Source organism: Nocardia sp. NBC_00416, from assembly GCF_036032445.1.
Classification (GTDB): Bacteria; Actinomycetota; Actinomycetes; order Mycobacteriales; family Mycobacteriaceae; genus Nocardia.
The window spans coordinates 4,424,813-4,444,092 of the sequence record NZ_CP107932.1 but is presented as its reverse complement, the minus strand read 5'-3'; the positions used below and the strand labels follow the sequence as shown (position 1 = coordinate 4,444,092).

At 68.1% G+C, this 19,280-nt stretch carries 15 protein-coding genes; 6 read left to right on the top strand and 9 right to left on the bottom strand.

The features are described from left to right. Positions 1 to 97: 97 nt before the first annotated feature. From OG804_RS19050 to OG804_RS19025, 6 genes are all read right to left on the bottom strand, one after another. Complete coding sequence (locus OG804_RS19050; RefSeq protein WP_328388351.1) at positions 98 to 1,225, bottom strand: glycosyltransferase; 1,128 nt, start codon at positions 1,223 to 1,225, stop codon at positions 98 to 100. A gap of 89 nt (positions 1,226 to 1,314) precedes the next feature. Then, positions 1,315 to 3,150: a bifunctional diguanylate cyclase/phosphodiesterase gene (locus OG804_RS19045; RefSeq protein WP_328388349.1), complete on the bottom strand. Its 1,836-nt coding sequence runs from the start codon at positions 3,148 to 3,150 to the stop codon at positions 1,315 to 1,317. 43 nt (positions 3,151 to 3,193) lie between these two features. Further along, positions 3,194 to 5,338 (bottom strand): Rv1355c family protein, encoded by a 2,145-nt coding sequence (locus tag OG804_RS19040; RefSeq protein WP_328388347.1) that lies wholly within the window; start codon positions 5,336 to 5,338, stop codon positions 3,194 to 3,196. Next, the gene (locus OG804_RS19035; RefSeq protein ID WP_328388345.1) at positions 5,328 to 6,101 is read right to left on the bottom strand and encodes a hypothetical protein; all 774 of its coding nucleotides are present in this window, start codon (positions 6,099 to 6,101) and stop codon (positions 5,328 to 5,330) included. The genes OG804_RS19040 and OG804_RS19035 overlap by 11 nt, the downstream gene beginning before the upstream one ends. A gap of 262 nt (positions 6,102 to 6,363) precedes the next feature. Beyond that, positions 6,364 to 6,819 carry an effector binding domain-containing protein gene (locus OG804_RS19030; RefSeq protein ID WP_328388343.1) on the bottom strand — a complete coding sequence of 152 codons (456 nt, stop codon included), beginning with the start codon at positions 6,817 to 6,819 and terminating at the stop codon, positions 6,364 to 6,366. Then, the gene (locus tag OG804_RS19025; protein WP_328388341.1) at positions 6,816 to 7,259 is read right to left on the bottom strand and encodes a GyrI-like domain-containing protein; all 444 of its coding nucleotides are present in this window, start codon (positions 7,257 to 7,259) and stop codon (positions 6,816 to 6,818) included. The genes OG804_RS19030 and OG804_RS19025 overlap by 4 nt, the downstream gene beginning before the upstream one ends. A 484-nt stretch (positions 7,260 to 7,743) precedes the next feature. Here OG804_RS19025 and OG804_RS19020 point away from each other — a divergent pair, with 484 nt between their 5' ends. Together OG804_RS19020 and OG804_RS19015 are read left to right on the top strand one after the other, a co-directional pair. Next, positions 7,744 to 9,951, top strand: coding sequence for a hypothetical protein (locus OG804_RS19020; protein ID WP_328388339.1), 2,208 nt, complete (start codon positions 7,744 to 7,746; stop codon positions 9,949 to 9,951). A gap of 99 nt (positions 9,952 to 10,050) precedes the next feature. Next, positions 10,051 to 10,965: an SDR family oxidoreductase gene (locus tag OG804_RS19015; RefSeq protein WP_328388337.1), complete on the top strand. Its 915-nt coding sequence runs from the start codon at positions 10,051 to 10,053 to the stop codon at positions 10,963 to 10,965. Here the strand turns inward: OG804_RS19015 and soxR are convergent. Further along, positions 10,886 to 11,467 carry a redox-sensitive transcriptional activator SoxR gene (gene soxR, locus OG804_RS19010; protein WP_328388335.1) on the bottom strand — a complete coding sequence of 194 codons (582 nt, stop codon included), beginning with the start codon at positions 11,465 to 11,467 and terminating at the stop codon, positions 10,886 to 10,888. The genes OG804_RS19015 and soxR overlap by 80 nt on opposite strands. Positions 11,468 to 11,592: 125 nt before the next feature. Here soxR and OG804_RS19005 point away from each other — a divergent pair, with 125 nt between their 5' ends. Together OG804_RS19005 and OG804_RS19000 are read left to right on the top strand one after the other, a co-directional pair. Next, positions 11,593 to 12,867, top strand: a complete 1,275-nt coding sequence (locus OG804_RS19005) for an arginine deiminase (RefSeq protein WP_328388333.1) — start codon at positions 11,593 to 11,595, stop codon at positions 12,865 to 12,867. Between the two features lie 29 nt (positions 12,868 to 12,896). Beyond that, positions 12,897 to 13,256, top strand: coding sequence for a GntR family transcriptional regulator (locus OG804_RS19000; RefSeq protein ID WP_328388331.1), 360 nt, complete (start codon positions 12,897 to 12,899; stop codon positions 13,254 to 13,256). A gap of 10 nt (positions 13,257 to 13,266) precedes the next feature. Here the strand turns inward: OG804_RS19000 and OG804_RS18995 are convergent, their stop codons facing one another. Then, the gene (locus tag OG804_RS18995) at positions 13,267 to 14,886 is read right to left on the bottom strand and encodes a dolichyl-phosphate-mannose--protein mannosyltransferase (protein WP_442941574.1); all 1,620 of its coding nucleotides are present in this window, start codon (positions 14,884 to 14,886) and stop codon (positions 13,267 to 13,269) included. Between the two features lie 765 nt (positions 14,887 to 15,651). Between OG804_RS18995 and rsmI the strand changes: the two genes are divergently transcribed. After that, positions 15,652 to 16,497 (top strand): 16S rRNA (cytidine(1402)-2'-O)-methyltransferase, encoded by an 846-nt coding sequence (rsmI, locus tag OG804_RS18990; RefSeq protein WP_328388329.1) that lies wholly within the window; start codon positions 15,652 to 15,654, stop codon positions 16,495 to 16,497. Positions 16,498 to 16,508: 11 nt separating this feature from the next. On the opposite strand, the gene metG is transcribed toward rsmI, so the two are convergent. Further along, a complete protein-coding gene (gene metG, locus OG804_RS18985; protein WP_328388327.1) occupies positions 16,509 to 18,074 on the bottom strand; it encodes a methionine--tRNA ligase in 1,566 nt (521 codons plus the stop codon). A 281-nt stretch (positions 18,075 to 18,355) separates the two neighbouring features. Here metG and OG804_RS18980 point away from each other — a divergent pair, with 281 nt between their 5' ends. Further along, positions 18,356 to 19,192, top strand: a complete 837-nt coding sequence (locus OG804_RS18980; protein WP_328388325.1) for a TatD family hydrolase — start codon at positions 18,356 to 18,358, stop codon at positions 19,190 to 19,192. Positions 19,193 to 19,280: the final 88 nt, after the last annotated feature.

Here is a 19,280-nt window from a genome sequence, read left to right as displayed (position 1 = left end):
CATTCCCTGGTTCGAGTTCTCGGGCTTGGGGAGTCGCTGTCGACCGCCGGGAGGTCGCGGGGGCGCCGCCGACCGGAGTGCAGAGCGATGAGTCTGGTCAGCGGTCGAGGACCGCGAGCATGCCCGAGACGGCGGTGGGCCAGGTGAACTGTTCGGCCCGTTGCCGTGCCGCGCCCCGGCGCTGCGCGGACGGCCGGGCCAGGAGATCGGTGACCCCGTCGGCGAATGCCGCGGGATCGTCGTCGGCGACTGCGCCGCAGTCCGCGGTGACGATATCGGCCAGCGCCGAGGACCTGCTCGCCACCACGGGCGTACCGGCGGCCAGCGCTTCCAGCGCGGCCAGACCGAAGGTTTCGTGAGGCCCCGGGGCGAGCGCGATATCCGCGGTGGCCAGCAGAGTGGCCACCGCGGTCCGGTTCGTGATGAAACCGGTGAAATGCACCGCGGGCAGGCCGCCGGGCAGCGCGGGCAACGACCTGGCGCGCCGTTCGAGCGCGTCCCGGCGCGGGCCGTCACCGGCCACCACCAGACGGGCATCGATACCGGCGCCGCGCAGTTCGCCGATCGCCTCGATACTGCGGTCGACGCGCTTCTCGACCGACAACCGGCCACAGTGCACCAGCAGCGGCTGTCCCGGGAGCCCGAGGGTGGCCCGCAGGCCGCGGTCGTGGCGGTTCGGGCTGAACAGATCCAGATCGACGCCGAGCGGCACCATCTCGACATTCGGCGCGCCTATCCGCCGGAACTCCGCCCGCGCGAACTCGGTGGTGCAGACGACCATGTCGTATTCGGCCGCGGTGCGGCTGTTGGCGATATCGGCGCAACGCCGGGCGAACCGATCCGGCATGATCTGACCGAGCAGCCGATCCAGGCGCTCATGGGAGATCATCACCCCGGCTACGTCGCGGCGCCGGGCCCAGCGCCCGAAACCGCGCAGGGTCAGCCGGTCGGAGACCTCCAGGACATCGGGCCGGAGTCCGGTCAGGGTGTCGGCCACCCGGCGAGGGTCGGCGGCGTGATAGCCGCCGGTCCACGGTATGCGCAGGGCGGGCAGCGTGATCCGCAGCACCCCCGTCGGCAGCACCTCCTCGTCACGACGTGGGCCGGGCACGATCAGAACGACCTCGTGCCCGGCCGCCACGTATCCCTCGCCGAGGTGGTGCAGTGCGGTACGCAAACCCCCCGAGCGCGGGCCGTAGAAGTTCGCCAGTTGCACGATGCGCACGTCGCCGATCGTGGCGTGGGCCGGGTTACCTCTGGAACCGAGCCGCTGAACTCGTGATGAAGGACGGGTGTTATTTGAACACCGAACCGCTACAGCGTGGGCAGTCCGCGGTTCACTCGGGGCAGATCCAGGTTCAGCGGGATCCGGCCGAGGACCAGATGCTCGCTGACCTCGTCCGCGGGCAGGGGACGGGCGATGAGGAACCCTTGGGCGCGGTAGCAGCCCAGACCGACGAGGGTGCGGGCGGCGACCGGCGTCTCGACTCCCTCACCGACCACGCCGAGACCGAAGGAACCGGCCAGGCCGATTATCGACTTCACGATGGCCAGATCGTCGGTGCTGGCGCCGAGCCGTTGCACGAATCCGCGGTCGATCTTGACGGCGTCCACCGGAAGCGCCTTCAGATGCGACAGCGAGGAGTAGCCGGTGCCGAAATCGTCGATGGCGATCTGCACGCCCATCCGCTTGAGTCCGCGCAGCGTCACCTGGGTACGGGCCAGATCCTGCACCACCACGTGCTCGGTGATCTCCAGGCAGATCGAGCTCCCGTCGATCCCGAAATGTCGCAGGATCTCCTCGATACGTTCCACGAAGTCCAGGCTCACCAGCTGTACCGGCGACACATTGATCCGCATGACCATATTCGCCGCCAGCCCTTGCCGCCGCCATTGCGCGAACTGCGCGCAGGCGGTCCGCAGCACCCAGCGCCCCAGCTCACCGGCGAGGTTGGTGGCCTCGGCCACGGTCACGAACGCCCCGGGCGGGAGCAGGCCGCGGGTCGGGTGCATCCAGCGCACCAGTGCCTCCATGGCCACGATCCGGCCGGTGCGCAGGTCGACCTCGGGCTGGTAGTGCAGGATCAGCGACCCGTCGGCCACCGCGCTGCGCAGGTTGAGCTCCACATCGTCCTGGAGTTCGAACTGCGCCCGCATGGCATCGGTGAACAGGGCGACACCGTTGCCGCCGCCGGATTTCGCCGAGAGCAGGGCGTGGTCGGCCCGGCGCAGTACATCGGCGACGGTGGTCTCGCCGGGGATTCCGACCGCCACCCCCACGCTGGCGCCCCGGCTCACCGATTCTCCGCCGACGGTGACCCGGCGGCTGATCAGTTCCTGTATCCGGGTCGCCTCGTGTTCGGCGGCGACCGTGTCCATCGGTTTGGCGGGCACGATCACGAACTCGTCGCCGCCGAGGCGGGCGATCATATCGTTGGGGTCCAGATTGTCGCGCAGGCGTTCGGACAGGCTGCGGATGAAGTTGTCGCCGGCGGTGTGGCCCAGGAAATCGTTCAGGGCCTTGAGCCGGTCCAGGTCGAGGAAGAAAGCGGCCACGGGGCCGGGGCTGCCCGGCTTCAGGCGCTGCTCCATATGCTCGAGCAGCGCGCGGCGGTTGGCCAGACCGGTCAGATCGTCGTGCAGGGCGATGAACCGCAGCTGTTCTTCAGCCTCCACCCTTGCCTGTAACTGCGCGAACAGGGTGGCGATCGCCTTGAGAACGTTCAACTCGCGGGTGCTCCAGTCGCGGTCGCCGACCTTGACGAAGCCGAGCAGCCCGGTGGATCTGCCCCGGGATACCAGCGGCACCGCGGCGGAGCTGATATCGCCCAGTCCGGACGCGGAGTGGATGGTCTGCTGGTAGTCCGCGGCGCTGGCCGGGATGAGGAACGGCTCGGTGGCGTGCTCGAGCGATTTGAAGACCGAATCCGCCTGGTCGAAATACACGATCTTGAGCGGGTCGGGGTCGGGGACATCCTGGCGCGGCGGCCACTCGGCCACCAGGACCGTGGACCGGTTCTTGGGGTCGTTGTGGCGGAGATAGCTGAAGTCGACGTCGAAATAGTCGATCAGCATCGCGAGTACCTGCTCGGTCGCCGATACCATCGTCGCCGAGTCGACGCCCATCAGCTCCGCGGCGACCTCAGTCACCAGCGAGTCGAGTGTCCGCCGAGGCACCTGATCTCCGATCACACTATCTGCGGATGTCCGCGCCCGGTACCGGGCGACGGCGGCTCCGCACGCTGGCAGCTGCCGCGTAACTCAGGCGTAGTACCAGCGCCACGCTGTCTTGTTCCGGCACTTCCAGGATTTCCAGGAAACGACCCTGAAGTGTGGCCAGTCTATCCGCGTATGCCGGGGAAAGTGCATCCAGTTCGGTACGGGATCGAGAAAACAGGAACACCGGAGACATCGGCTGGACTGCCAGGCCCGACCGCTGCGCCTGGATCCAAAGCCGCTGAACAGCCGCGCCCGCGCGGGCATATCCGGTCAATTCGCCGGGCTCCACGCCGGGATCTCCGGTGAAGGTCAGCGCCACGACGGCCGAGCTGGACCGCACCCTGTCGCGGGCGTAGTCGCCCAGGGCCGCGCCCGCCGACCAGCTGTGCAACTGTGCCATCACATCGGCGCGTCGTCCGATCTGGAGAGCGACCCGTTCATCGGGCGCCAATTCGAGCGAGCGGGTGTCGATACCGTCGGTCAGGTCGTCGCCGGGCCACCGCATCTCCGCGAACATCTCCCGGTGCAGCAGCGGGGTGAGATAGCGGATCCGGTCCGATTCGGCCAGGACGGCGGCCATCGCCCGGATTCCCGGCGAGTCGGCCACCGCGCGCATCTGTGCCCCTTCGGCCGCGGCGGCCGCGGCGAGGCCGGTCAGCACCGCGGCGGGGATCTGCCCGCCGTAGCCGAGCCGCCGGTTGGTCTCGCGGGCCAGCGCGTAGGGGTAGTCGGCGGCCAGGACGGCATCGGTGCCGGAGCCGTGCCGCAGCACCGCGGTGAGCGGGAGCCCGGGCTCCTCGCGGTACTCGTACGGGCCGAGCACGTCGTAGGCCGCGGCCGCGACCCGGGCGTTGTACAGCGCGGCGCCCACCGCGACCGCGCTGGCCCGGTAACCGATATCCATGGCGGTGGTGTGGCGTGGATCCAGCGTGAAGCGGCTCTCCTGGGGCGAGGTGCGCAACGACCACGGTTGGACGTTGCCGCCGGAGGGCGCGCGCTGTGCGCAGACGAGGATGCGGTCGATCGTGGTGCCGGCCGGGTCGCCGGAGTCGGTGTCCGCGGCGTACTCGTCGCTATCGAGATCCGGGTCGGCGAGCGCGTCGAGAGCCTGCTCCACATCGACCCGGGTGCGGCCCGACCGCAGTGGGCGGCCCAGACCGATCCGGCGTACCGCGGTCGCGACGCTGGCCGCGCCGAGTACCACGTCACCGCTCAGCTGCGGCCAGCTGTTCAGGGTCTCGCCGACCTCGACGAGACTGCCGGCCATCCGGGCCGAGAGGTCGCGTGCGCCGAGCAGCCCGACGACGTAGGGGGCCTTGTCCCGGGTCGAGAGGCCGCGCAGTTGTTCGGCCCCGGTGTCGCCGAGCAGTCCGTGGAACGGCCGGCGGTCGGGTTCGAGGTCGAAGCGTTCCACATCGAGCAGGCCGCGATCGCTGGTCTCCATGATCAGCGGAATCCGCCGCCGGCGGGCCGATTCCCGGATCAGCAGTTTGATGTCGAGGGAATCGCATTCCTCCACAACGATCCCCAGGCCCTCGACGAAATCGTCGGCGGTTTCGGCGTCGACGCCGCCGCCGCGCACCTCCACCGGCAGATAGGGATCGAGTTCGGCGATCCGCCGGGCGGTGACGATGGCTTTGTTCACCGCGATATCGAAAAGTGTGGCGGGGACCCGGTTGAGGTTGGACAGTTCGAGTTCGTCGAAATCGGCGAGCCGGAGCCCGCCGCATACCGCCTCCTGCGCGAGGGTGTAAGCGATGGCGTGCCCCACACTCTGGCCCACCACCCCGACCGTGACGGCACGCAGCCGGTCTTGTTCCGCGCGAGTCAGCTTGTTGCGGTTGCGGTCCAGGCGTATCGCGCGGAAGGTACGCGGTCCCGGCAGGACGAGTACGCTGCGCCGCCACGGGTAGTACACCCACCGGTCGTCGTCGGAAGTCTCGCCGGTGTCCGGTGGATCGTTGAGCCGGGCGAATTCCGCCGCCAGCAGACCCCGCAGGTCGTTGAATTCGATATGGGGGATGGCGCGCAGGCCCGCGAGCGCCCGTTCGTCGTCGGGATCGTTCGGATCCAGGATCAGCGGCCGGTATTCCACCCCGAGATCTGCCTCACCGACCATATGCGTAGCACTCCTCCTCACCGTGGCCGAAAAGGCGATGCGACCGCCGTGACCTCGGTTCAGCTAATCCCATAGCGCGAAGTTCACCACGCATCAGCAGATACTGCAACTTGTCAGCAAATACGTGATAGGTCCTGGTGTCCCACCAGATCGGCAGGGTGCGATACCGCTCGTCCGGGTACGGGACCGGCGGGATCAGCTGGGCGAGTACGCCGCCGCTGGCGCGGTGCCGCTCGGTGGTGAACGAAGCGACCGTGGCGAAGCCGTAGCGGGCCCCGAGGATGCGGGGCGCGTGTGCCATGCAGCGTGAGATCGCCGCCGCCAGTTCGTTGCGCCGGGCTGCGTCCCGGGCGACCCATACCGCGCGGGATTCCACCACTCCGCGTGGAATGCGCCGGGCCATCATCAGACTCAGCTCCGCCGCGCCCGCCCGGCCCGCCCAGGGGGTGAGGGAGCCGACCTCGGAGACCCAGATGTAGGGGCCCTGGACCCGGAGGCCGCCGACGATCTCGCCGGCGGGATCGGTGGCGGCGAAGAACAGGGCGGTCGAGGAGCCGTCGATCACCGCGTCGTATTCCAGCGCCGGTTCGTTGTCGTAGTGGCGGTACGCCGCCCGGGCGCCGTCGAGGTATCGGCGCCAGAGTTCGGGGGAGTGGTTCGGGGTGGTTACGCGGATGTCGTAGCCGGAGACGTTGTCGCGAAAACTCACAGCGCGGCCGTGGCACGGGTCTTCCTGGCCGACTGCGATTGTTTCGACAGTCATGCAGTTCCTACTCTTTTGCCGCGCGTCCGGAAGCGGCCGTGCGGGATTTGTTGTCCAGCAGCCCGTCCGACGCCCCGGCTCGTCGACGTGCCCAGTGCAGTATCCGTCATCGGAACACAATTGACCAGGACTCTGGTTAATCTTCCGAAAACTGGGTAAATGCTGGATTGTCATCGCAGGTCAACGCGGTTGAAGTGATGATGAACCGTTAACATCAGACCGGTTGGTTCTGAGTTGGTTACCGCTCGGCAACGGGTGCGGATCAGGCGGAAATCGAGATGAACAGCTCGACCGACTCCGAGCCGTGCCAGATCTCGATCTCCTCGCGATAGGCGCGGGTGATCTCGGCCGACGCCGTGGCGTCGTCGACCTGGGCCCAGACATCCTCGACCGGATCGTGGTAATCGCCATTGGGGACGAAGCGGGCGAAGACGCCTCTGGGCACCCGGACCAGTACATCGCCGACCGGAGCGGCGCCCGGCTCGTCGTACTCGAAACACACCAGGGCGTTGTAGGTCCCGGTCGGGGTGCGCACGTACACGGTGTACATGGGCCGCTGGGAATCGGCCGATCCGCCGGGGGCGTCCAGCCGTTCGCGCACCCGATCCTTCAGGAATTCGATGAGCTCGCTGTTGCTGACCTTGAAGCTGGGCCGGACCTTCGGAAAGACGAGGCCCGCGTACACGGATTCACCGCGCACGACGATCGTGTAGCTCATCGCGGCTCGACCGCCAGATACAGATCGATCTTGTAGGCGTGCGGGTAGTACTCGAAATCGCCGGTGAAGGTCCGCTTGATCTGGTGGTGTTCTTCGGCGTAGGCGATCTGGGTCCAGAGGCTGGTCATGATCTGCGGAAAGTTACCCACCGAGGAGAACTTCGCATAGGTGCCACGCGGTAGGCGGGCCACCATGTGCCCGCGGGTGACCTCGTCGAACGATTCGCACCGGTAGCCGACGATCTGGGTGTTGTAGGTGCTCAGGTCGGTGGAGTAATCCGTGTACGCCGTCGCCAGCGGGCCGCCGAGTTCATGGTGCAGTACCGACGCCCAGGCGCCTTCGAGATCGCGGTCGCGCAGCTCACCGAGGGCGCGCTTGGGGCTGCGTACCGGAAGTCCGGCCACCCACGTCTCGTCCCGCTCGACGATTTCAAACTGCATGGAACGACTCTTTCGAGATGTGTCCGGGTGGGCAAGCCGACCGAATGGTCGGCTGGACCCGCCATGCTATCAACCGGTGGCGGTGCCGGCCGCTTGCCCGCGCGCGGCGCTCCGGCCGGGTCACGCGACCCGGGCTCCGTGGTGTCGACCGGGCACGTCCGGGGTGGCCCGGAACCCATTTATCATGGGATGAAATCATTCGAGAGCGCCACCGCCGGTCGATTCGAGAGTAGTCGCTCACCGACTCCGAATCCCCCTCGCTAAGAGTTGAATTCGGCATTTTACCTGCATTCTCATCAATGGGAATTTCTCCGGGTATTGTTTCGTAATTCATCGCCGTGGGCCCGATCGGCCACTGCTAGTTCAGCTGAATTTCATTCGGCGTCGATACCAATGCGAGCATGATCGGCAGACCAGATCGGCGGGCCGTGCCCGTATCCGTCGGGCGCGTGAAACGCGCAGGCCAGTAGCCGGAACGACGGCCATGCGCCTGTGGGGTGAGCACGGAACCGGCGCATCGCGGACGGCGGCGATCTGGCGGCGCCGCATTCGCTGGTGCCTCGCCGGACTCTTCGTACTGGCGGTCCTGCCGGGCGCTCTCGGGGCGGTCGCCGTCGCCCAGGACGGCTCGGACCCGGCCGGGACGACCCGAATGGACGGCGTGGCCTGGATGAATATCCGGGACTCCTTCGGCGTGGCGCTCGCCGACTACGCCTATATCAGCGACAAGGGCAGCCTGCTGAACCCCGGCGCGACGGCCGTGTGGACGATCGTGGGTCTGGAATTCGTGGGCTACATGATCATCGTGACCACCGCGATCTGGTTCATCGGCTTCACGTTGAGCTTCTCCTGGCTGGACCTGTTCGCCGATGCATTGCGCGGCACCGCCGCCGCCCTCTCCGCGCAGCTCGCGACACCGGCCGTGCTGATGACCGCCGCGACCCTCGGCGCGTTCTTCGTCGCCTGGTTCATCATGCGCGGCTTCCACGCCCGCGCGGTGATGCAGACCGTCACGATGCTGGCGGTGGCGGTGCTGGGACCGCTGTTCCTGGCCGCGCCGCTGGCGGGCGTACTGGACTCCGACGGCCTGCTCGCGGGTGGACGGGACCTGGGTATGGCGATCGCGACCGGACTGAACGGGTCGGCGAACCGCAACCCGGATCTGGCGGTGAGCGCACTACAGGGCGAGATGGCCGATAACTTCGCGCGCCGCCCGGTGCAGGTGTGGAACTTCGGGCATATCGTCGACGACCGTTCCGTGTGCGCATCGGCATGGTCATCGGGTGTCGCCGCGGGCGATACCGGCCGGACCAGGAGCGCGCTCGCGGCGTGCGGAGACACCGACGCCGCCGCGGCCGCCGCGCATCCGAGTATGAACCAGATCGGCACCGGACTGCTGCTGCTGGTGTCGGCCGCGGTGCTGCTGCTCTTCGCGGTGCTGCTGTCCTACCGCCTCATGCGGGCCGCGCTGGACGCGATCTTCCAGGCATTCATGGCGATATTCGGATTCGCCGCGGGCGGGTTCGTCTTCGGGCCCACCCAGACCTTCCTGGTCCGCAACCTGGTGAATTCGGGAATCGCGGCGGCCCGGATGTGCGCCTACACCGTGTTCATCGGTGTGTATCTGCTGTTCCTGGGCAACTTGTTCCAACAGGCGCGCGGCCAGGTGCTCGCGGTACTCGTGATCGCGGCGGTCGTGGAGGTCGTCGCGATCCTGCAATTCGGCAAGTTGGCCAATGGGCTGACCCGCGGCTCGAGCTGGATGGCCAACCGGGTGGCTTCCACCATCCAGGGCGTACGCGGCGGGTCGGGCGGTCCGGCGCTCGGCATGGGCGGCGGCAAGGGATCGGGCGGCGGTTCGGGTATGTCCGCGATGGCGAGCCTGGCTGCCCTCAACACCGTCAACGCCTCGCCGCTCGCCGCCTGGCTGGTCGGCCGTACGGTCAGCCCGCTGAGTCCGATGGCCTTCGGCAAGATGCGCAACGACCGGGTCAATATCGCCACCGCGGCCAGCCGGTTGGAGGGCAATCGTTGGGCGTCCCTGGCCCGGCAGAACTGGCGTCTGCTGGCACGCCGGGAAGCCGACGAATGGGGTGGTATCGGCACCGAACTCGGACTCGCGCGTGCCATCAAGTACCTCGACAACAACCGGGTGCCCTATCGGTACATGTCCGCCGTACTACTGGACGCGGGAGCCGGCCACGACAGTATCAACCAGGCGCTTCGCGCACGGTCGGTCCGGGACGAGACCAAATCGCGCAACCCGTACGGCTTCGGACCCCTGCAGAAGGCCGTCGCGTCCGGCAATGCGGTGATCAACCATGCCGGGACCGACGCCGATGCAGCCTTCGCCGCTCAGGCCGTGGCCGATGCCGACAGCCTGTCCCGGCACACCCTCGCACCGGATTCCAGTGCGCAGCTGGACTACGGCTTCATCGCGCGGGTCGAAGAGAGCTGGGACTCCGACCGGGCCCTGCGCGCCGATATCAGCCCCGGCGAATGGAACTCGGTCGGCCGGGCCACCCGTACCGCGATCGCCCACCGGCTGGCCACCGATCACTTCGCGATCTCGCGGGCGTTCAGCGACAGTCCCACCTTCGCCAACCGGGAGGCCCTCGCGACCTCGGTCAAGCGCCTGGCCAACCTGGACCACACGCTCCCCGAATTCGGGTTGGACCCCTGGGACGTGTAGCGGCGGCGTGCGAACGCGCGGCGGTTTCCGTCGTGCCGGGCCGACGCCGGATCGGTAGGCTGCTGCCGACATCGCAGTCCGACGATCGGGAGTATCAGCATGGGTCGGGTCGACCGCAGGAAATCGGTGCAGGACGCGAAAACGCTGATCACCGGCGCGGCCAGCGGCATCGGCAAGGCGACCGCGCTGGCTACGGCGGCGCGGGGCGCGCGGCTGGTGCTGACCGATATCGACGCCGACGGGCTGGCCGCGACGGTCGCCGAGGTCGAGGCGGCGGGCGGCACGGTACTCGTCGCCGAGGCGCTCGATATCGCCGATTACGATGCCGTCGCCGGATTCGCGGCGACCGTGCACGAGCAGGTCGGCAGTCTCGACGTGGTGATGAACGTGGCCGGCACCTCGGTTTGGGGGACGGTCGACAGCCTGGAGATCCGGCACTGGCGGCGGATGATCGATATCAACCTGATGGGGCCCATCAATGTGATCGAGCGCTTCGTTCCGCCGATGGTGCGGGCCGGTCAGGGCGGCGCGCTGGTGAATGTGTCCTCGGCGGCGGGTTTGCTGGCACTGCCGTGGCACGCGGCCTACAGCGCCAGCAAGTACGGCCTGCGTGGATTGTCGGAGGTGCTCCGATTCGAGCTGGCCGAGCACGGGATCTCGGTGCACGTGGTGACACCGGGCGCGGTGGCCACGCCGCTGGTGCGGTCGTTCGATCTGGTCGGCGTGGACAAGGAGCATCCGCGGGTCCAGCGGGTGACCTCGCTGTTCACCCGGCACGCGGTGGCGCCGGAGAAGGTCGCCGCGGTGATCCTGAAAGGGATCGAACGCAATCGTTTCCTGGTGTACAGCTCGTTCGACATCCGGTTCGGGTACTGGTGGAAGCGCAAGTTCGCGTTCCCCTACGAACTGCTGATGCGTCAGGCCAACCAGCAGTTCAGCACGCTGAAGCAGTCGGTGAATCGGAATCGAGCACCGGAGAGCACAACGAGTCCGGACTCTCCGGCGCCGCACTGAGCGGGTCGTCGGACTCGCAGCGCCGGGGCTGCTGCTCCGGGCAGTTCAGGTGAACGTCCAGCACCCGCGCGCCGGGGCCCTCGGCGCCGAGCCGGTCGTACTCGTTGACCAGCTTGCAGCTACCCAGTGACAGGCAGCCGCAACCGATGCACCCGGTGAGGTTGTCGCGCAGCCGGACCAGTTGGGTGATCCGCTCGTCCAGATCCACCCGCCACGTGGTGGACAGTGTCTCCCAGTCACGCCGCGTCGGCGTGCGACCTTCTGGCAAACGGTCCAGGGCCGCGCGGATATCGCTCAGTGGGATGCCGACCCGTTGCGAGATCCGGATGAACGCGACCCGGCGCAGGGTCTCACGGGTGTAGCGCCGCTGATTTCCGCTGGTCCGGCGGCTGGAGATGAGGCCTTCGCGTTCATAGAAATGCAACGCGGACACGGCTACTCCGCTACGCTCGGAAAGCTGGCCCGGGGTCAGCTCTTTCGTGGTCCAATCCGCTGTCGGCATCGTTACTCCTCCTCTATCTGAACAATACTTCAGGTTGCTGGAGGTGGGGGCGGAATCGGGGCAACTGCCCCGCGAACAGTCGGCGCCGCCGTGCTCGGGGCCGTTTCGCGCACTAAAGTCGGGACATGGGACCAGATGCCGTACCCGATCGGACATCCGCTGCCCGGGCCCGGGACCAGAACCGCACACCCCCTGCCGCCTACGGGGTGACGACCGAGGTCGGCGATCTGCGCGCGGTACTGCTGCACCGCCCCGGTGACGAACTGCGCCGGCTCACCCCGCGCAACAACGATCAACTGCTCTTCGACGGCATCCCCTGGGTGGAACGCGCCCAGCAGGAGCACGACACCTTCGCCCGGGTACTGCGCGACCGCGGGGTCGAGGTGCTCCTGGTCGCCGACGCGCTCACCGAAACGCTGGAGGTCAGCGGCGCCGCCCGCATCCAGGGCATCTCCGCGGCCGTACACACCCGCCGCCTCGGCCACTCCCTCGCCGCCGATCTGGCCGGCCACCTACGGGGCGTGCCGGCACCCGACCTGGCCCGGATCCTGATGGCGGGGATGACCTTCGACGAACTGCCCTTCGCCGCCGACAACACCTCACTGGTGCGCCGAATGCACCACGGCGGCGATTTCGTCATCGACCCACTGCCGAACCTGCTGTTCACCCGCGACTCCTCGTTCTGGATCGGACCCAAGGTGGCCATCACCGCGCTGGCCCTGCCCGCCCGCGCCCGGGAAACCTCCCTGACCGACCTCATCTACGCCTTCCACCCGCGATTCCTGGGGGTGCGGCGAGCCTACGAATCGCATACCGCGCCGATCGAGGGCGGCGATGTGCTGCTGCTGGCGCCGGGAGTGGTGGCGGTGGGAGTCGGCGAGCGGACCTCGCCGGCCGGGGCGGAAGCCCTGGCCCGCAGCCTGTTCGACGACCGGCTCGCCCACACGGTCCTCGTCGTGCCGATCGCGCAGAACCGCGCCACCATGCATCTGGACACCGTGTGCACCATGGTCGATATCGACGCGGTAGTGATGTACCCGGGGGTTCGTGAGAGCCTCACCGCGTACACGATCCGCCGTGACGAGAATTCCGAAGGCTGCGTGGTGACCGGGCCCGAGCCGTTCCTGCCCGCCGCGGCCGAGGCCATGGGAATAGGCAAACTCCGCGTGATCGACACCGGGCTCGACGGAGTCACCGCGGAACGCGAACAGTGGGACGACGGAAACAACACCCTCGCGCTGCGGCCGGGAGTGGTGGTGGCCTACGAACGCAACGAGATGACCAACGCCCGCCTCGAGGACTCCGGAATCGAGGTACTGCGGATTCCCGGCTCGGAACTGGGTTCGGGCCGGGGCGGGCCGCGCTGCCTGTCCTGCCCGCTTGCCCGAGATCCGGTATGAAACCCGGCCGGATGCGGTAAGAACGAGCCATGCTCGAGATCACGGTGTCCCACGATTCGGGCATCCCACCGTACGAACAACTGCGGCTCGCCGTCATCGCCCGGGTTCGCGCGGGTGAACTGGCGGCCGGCACCAAGATTCCGACGGTGCGGGCCCTGGCCGCACAGCTGGGGCTGGCGCCGAACACGGTAGCCCGCGCCTACCGGGAGCTGGAACAGGACGGTGTGCTGGAAACCCGGGGCCGGCTGGGCTCGTTCATCGCCTCCTCCGGTGACCCGACCGCCGACGCCGCCGGCCGTGCGGCCTCGGAGTACGTCGCGGCCATCCGGCGACTGGGCCTCGACGCCGACGACGCCGTCCACTACGTCGAGGTCGCCCTGAGCGGATAGCCGCGTCCCGCTATCTCCAGCTGGGCAACCAGAGGTGGTCCTGCCAGTTGCCGGTGGTGATCGGCAGCCCGGTGAGAATCGGCCACAGCCAGATGAAATTCGCGATCACCAGGCCCAGGTACAGACAGACCGCCAGCAGACCCAAACTGTGGCGTTCGCTGGGTTCGGTGGGGAGGAACATACCGCCCGGGCCGCGGGCGACCGCGCGTCTGGCGGTGCCCAGTACATCGCCGAGCACCAGCGCGACCGCCATCACCAGGAACGGGGCCAGGGTGACCGCGTAGAAGTAGTACATCTGCCGGTCCAGCGTCAGGAACCAGGGCAGAAGCGCCGCGCCGTAGGCGGTGAGCACGGCCGCATACCGCCAGTCACGGCGGACGATCCAGCGCCAGATGCCCCAGGCCAGTACCGGCAGCGCGACCCACCACAGAGCCGGCGTGCCGACCAGCATGACGGCCTTCACACATTCGGTCTGCCCACAGCCGGTGACCCCGTCGTCGGCGTAGTAGTACAGCATCGGCCGCAAACCCATCGGCCAGGTCCACGGTTTGGATTCCCACGGGTGATGGTTGCCGGCGGAATTGGTGAGTTCGGAATGGAACGTCAATGTGCGGGAGTGGAAATACCACAGCGAACGCATCGCGTCGGGCACCACATGCGACCAGAAACCGCCGGCGCCGATCCCGTCCTCAGGGGCCGAGGGATTCCCGGCCATGTACCGGTAGACGCCGGTCTCGCTGCGGAACCAGGCGGCGTAACTCGCCAGATAGACGCCGAGCGGGATCAGGACCAGCGCGTAGAGCGCGGGACCGAGATCCCGGACGGCGGTGCCGAACACCGGGCGGCGGACGCCGTAGGTGCGCCGCGCGAACAGGTCGAACAGCACACTCATCAATCCGAACGCGGCAATGAAGTACAGACCCGACCATTTGGTCCCGCACGCCAGCCCCAGCAGTACCCCAGCGCCGAACCGCCACCACCGCACCCCCAGCCGCGGGCCCCACACAGTATCGCCGATCCGGCCTTCGGCATCGGCTCGCGCGAGCCGGGCCCGGACTTGGTCGCGATCCACGATCAGACAGCCGAAAGCGGCGGTGACGAAAAAAGTGATGAAGATGTCGAGCATCCCGATACGCGACGAAACGAAGGTCGTCCCGTCGGCGATCAGCAGGATCCCCGCGATGGCCCCGAGCAGCGTGGAGCGGGTCATCCGGCGCACGATCCGGATGACCAGCAGAATCAGCAGAGTGCCGACCAGAGCGGCCGAAAACCGCCAGCCCCAGCCGTTGTACCCGAATAGAGCCTCCCCGATCGCGATCATCTGTTTGCCGACCGGAGGATGCACCACCAGCCCGTAGCCGGGATTGTCCTCGATACCACCGGTCAGGAACTGCCACCCCTGCGGGGCGTAATGCTTCTCGTCGAAAACCGGTGTGCCCGCGTCGGTCGGATAGTTGAGCATGGTGAAACGGGTGATGGCCGCGACAACCGTCAGGAACAGGCTGACCACCCAGCCGCGCGCGGTATCGGTGGGACCGAAATCGGGTGCGGGCCGCAACGGCGCCGGGCTCGACCAGGTGCGCGGCGGCCGCCAGGGCGCGCGGGGGCGCGAGTCGGTCAGCTGAGTCACAGCCCCGAGCTTATGTGTAAATGCGTCGCCTTCTGCGTTGCGGGGTGGAGGGGTGGAGGTGGGGGTGGGTCGCGCGTGACGGTGAGGGTGGGCTCACTGGCGGAGGTGGGGAGGTGGGGTTGCTCGGGAAGGTCTGTGTTTAATTGCGCCGCCTGGGGCGGCGCGGGTGCGGCCCCAGAGGGCCCGCTGTTCAGCACCCGAGACTCGCGGCTGCGCCGCATGCGCTTCGGGCGCTGAACAGCGGGCCGGGCCGCAACCTTCGAGGGCCTCGCTGGACTCGGCGCAGGGTGGGTGCGGCCGTTCGCGGACGGGAGACCGGGGCGGGGTGCCTCGGCGGAGTGTTGAGCAGAGGCGCGGGTTCAGGCCCCGAATTCGCGTGTGCTGCGGCGCGTCCGTATGGGCCTTCCCCTAACTCCCGCGCCACCGATAACTCCCCACGCCGTGATGCTGCCGCGGTGGGTCGTGGGAGGTTCGGTGCAGGGGTGGTGTGGCGGTTCGTGGAGGGGAGATGTTCGGGTTTTGCTGGTGCGGACTGGTGGGTCGTGGGTTCGGTGTGCAGCGTGACCGTCGGCGTCGAGTTCAGCGAGACACTTGAAGGGTTGAGGCCGGTCCCGGCGTTCAGCCCTCGAAGCGCATGCGCCGCAGGCACGAGTCTCGAGGGCTGAACGCCGGGACCAAGGGGGCCTCAACCCCCGCGCGCGCCAGCGCGCCAAATACACTGCCAGCGGTGACAGGCCCGGATCGGCCGGGCCGGGCAGGAGTGTGGTGACGCAGGGCGGGCTGATATTGGCGGCGACACCTCTCGGGGCGATCGGCGATGCCTCGCTCCGGTTGCGGGACGCGTTGGGCAGCGCCGATATCGTCGCGGCGGAGGACACCCGGCGCACCCGGTCGCTGGCCGACGCGCTCGGAGTGGAGATCGGTGGGCGGGTGGTCAGTTTCTACGATCACGTCGAGTCGGCGCGGATTCCGGCGCTGCTGACCGAGATCGCGGACGGCCGGACCGTGCTGCTGGTCACCGACGCGGGGATGCCGTCGGTGAGCGATCCCGGGTATCGGCTGGTGGCGGCCTGTGCCGAGCGCGGCCTGCCGGTGACCTGTCTGCCGGGGCCGTCGGCGGTGACCACCGCGCTGGCGCTGTCGGCGCTGCCCGTGGACCGGTTCTGCTTCGACGGTTTCGCGCCGCGCAAGTCGGGGCGCCGTAAGGAGTGGCTGGGCACGCTGGTCGGTGAGCGCCGGGCCTGTGTGTTCTTCGAGGCTCCGCACCGGCTGGCCGATTGCCTCGCCGACGCCGTCGAGGTGCTGGGCGGTGACCGGCGGGCGGCGGTGTGCCGTGAACTCACCAAGACCTACGAGGAGGTTGTCCGCGGCACCCTCGCCGAGCTCGCGCAATGGGCGGTGGACGGTGCGCGGGGCGAGATCACCGTGGTGCTGGAGGGCGCGTCCGCCACTGTGCTGGATCCGGAGGACCTGGTGGCCCAGGTGGAGGAGCGTGCCGCGGCGGGGCTGCGTCTCAAGGACGCGAGCGCGGAGATCGCCGAGGTCGCCGGCGTGTCACGCCGTGAACTCTACGATGCCGTGCTGGCCGCCCGCCGCGCCGCGGTGGACTAGACCCGCTCGGATCATTCCTCCGTTTTCGGCTCCACATAGCGCGGGAACACCGGCGCGGGGGCCGGCAGTGCGACACCGGGCGTCAGCGGGGTGGCGATATCGGCGAAGTCGCGGGACTGCTGGGCGAGCAGGTCCAGGATCTTCGCCGCCGAACCCGGGACGACCGGCTGGACGAGGATCGCCACGATCCGGATCACCTCGAGGGTGACGTAGAGGACCGTCGCCATCCGGGCCAGATCTTCTTCGGTGCCGGATTTGCGCAGCGCCCAGGGCGCCTGCGCGCTGAAGTAGCGGTTGGTCTCGCCGAGGGTCAGCCAGATCTGTTCGAGCGCCAGATGGATCTGCTGGATGTCGAATTCGGTCCGGCAGCGTTCCAGCAGCCCGTTCACCCGGTCGAGCAGTGCCCGGTCGTCGGCGGTGAACTCGCCGGGGGTGGGGACGGCCGCGCCGCAGTTCTTGGCGACCATGGTCAGGCTGCGCTGCACCAGGTTGCCGAGTTCGTTGGCCAGGTCGGCGTTGATCCGGGACACGATCGCCTCGTGGCTGTAGCTGCCGTCCTGCCCGTAGGAGATCTCGCGCAGCAGGAAGAAGCGCAGGGCGTCGAGGCCGTAGGTGTCGACGAGTTCGATCGGGTCGACCACATTGCCGACCGATTTCGACATCTTCTCGCCCTTGTTGTACAGGAACCCGTGGACGAAGACGCGGCGTGGCAGTTCGACACCGGCCGACATCAGGAACGCGGGCCAGTACACGGTGTGGAAGCGGGTGATGTCCTTGCCGATGATGTGCACATCCGCGGGCCAGTACTTGCCGAACGCGGCGGAATCGGTGTTCGGGAAGCCGGCTCCGGTGAGGTAGTTGGTGAGCGCGTCCACCCAGACGTACATCACGTGGTCGGGGTGGCCCGGGACCGGAATGCCCCAGTCGAAGGTGGTGCGCGAGATGGACAGGTCCTTGAGCCCGGCCTTCACATAGCTCACGATCTCGTTGCGGCGGGTCGCCGGGGCGATGAACTCCGGATGTTCGTCGTAGAGCGCGAGCAGCTTGTCCTGGTAGGCGGAGAGCCGGAAGAAGAAGTTGGATTCCTCGGTCCAGGTGACCGGGGTCTTGGATTCGGTGGAGATGCGGCTGTCGTCGTCGAGCAGGGTGGTCTCCTCCTCGGTGTAGAACGCCTCGTCGCGCACCGAGTACCAGCCGGAGTAGTTGTCCAGGTAGATATCGCCGTTGTCCAGCATCCGCTGCCAGATCGCGACGCTGGCGGCATGGTGGTCGGCGTCGGTGGTGCGGATGAAGCGGTCGAAGGAGATGTCGAGGGTCTTGTCCATCTGCTCGAACACATCGGAGTTGCGCGCGGCCAGCTCTTCCACCGGAATGTTCTCGGCGGCGGCGGTCTGCTGCATCTTCTGGCCGTGCTCGTCGGTTCCGGTCATGAAGAACACGTCGTACCCGTCGAGCCGCTTGAACCGGGCGAGTGCGTCCGAGGAGATGTACTCGTAGGCATGCCCGATATGCGGCGCACCGTTCGGGTACGCGATGGCCGTGGTGATGTAGAAGGCGGGGCGATCGACTGCGCTCATGGTGTGTCGATTCCATCATGCGGACCGCAGTGATCCCGACTCGACTGCGTGTTCATGCCATCAGAGGCTACTGGCACGGGTTCGCGGGCCGGAACCGAATTCGGCGCCGCACCGTGTCCGGCCGGGCCCGGCGGTGGCGGTGCCGCCGCTCCGCGGGGCGGGGGCGGGGTCTCTACTGTGGTGCGCGTGCCTCTTCTCGATCGTGTGCGTGTGCCCCGGCCTGCTCGTGTGGCGGGTCCCGTTCCGCGCGTCCGCTCGCTCCGGCGACGGGTCGCGGACCGATGAGCGCGCAGCGTCCCGCCCCGCCGCCGCCCGAACCGTTGGCGCCGTTGGTCGACGCGCACACCCATCTGGACGCCTGCGGCGCCACCGACGCCGCGTCGGTGACGGCGATGGTCGACCGGGCGGCTGATGTCGGGGTGGGCCGGGTGGTGACCGTGGCCGACGACCTGGCGGCGGCCCGCTGGGCGGTGCGGGCGGCGAATTGGGACGATCGTGTGTACGCCGCCGTCGCCCTGCATCCGACCCGGGCCGGCGCGCTCGACGATGCCGCGCGGACCGAGTTGGCGAAATTGGTGGCCGATCCCCGGGTGGTAGCGGTCGGGGAGACCGGGCTCGACTACTACTGGCCGGGAAAACTGGACGGCTGCGCGGATATCGAAACCCAGATCGAGGGATTCCGCTGGCATATCGATCTGGCCAAACGGGTCGGCAAACCGCTGATGATCCACAACCGCGAGGCCGATCACGATCTGCTGGCCGTCCTGCTGGACGAGGGCGCCCCGGAGACGGTGATCTTCCACTGCTTCTCTTCGGACGCGAATATGGCGTTGTCGTGTGTGGCCGAGGGATATGTGCTGAGTTTTTCGGGGACGGCGAGTTTCAAGAACGCGCGCGAATTGCGGGAGGCGGTGAAGGTGGTGCCCGACGAGCAGTTGCTCGTGGAGACCGATGCGCCGTATCTGACGCCACATCCGTATCGGGGCGCGCCGAACGAGCCGTACTGCCTGCCCTACACCGTGCGGGCGGTGGCGGAACTGCGTGGTCAGGACCCGCGTGAACTGGCGGAGATCAGCACGGCGAACGCTCGGCGGGTGTACCGATTCGGGCGCTGGTAGACCCTCTTGATCTTGAGTGACCTGAATCACAATCGAGCGCCGGAGTATCTCGCCTATCTGGGGTGTCGGCACATATCGGTGATGTGAA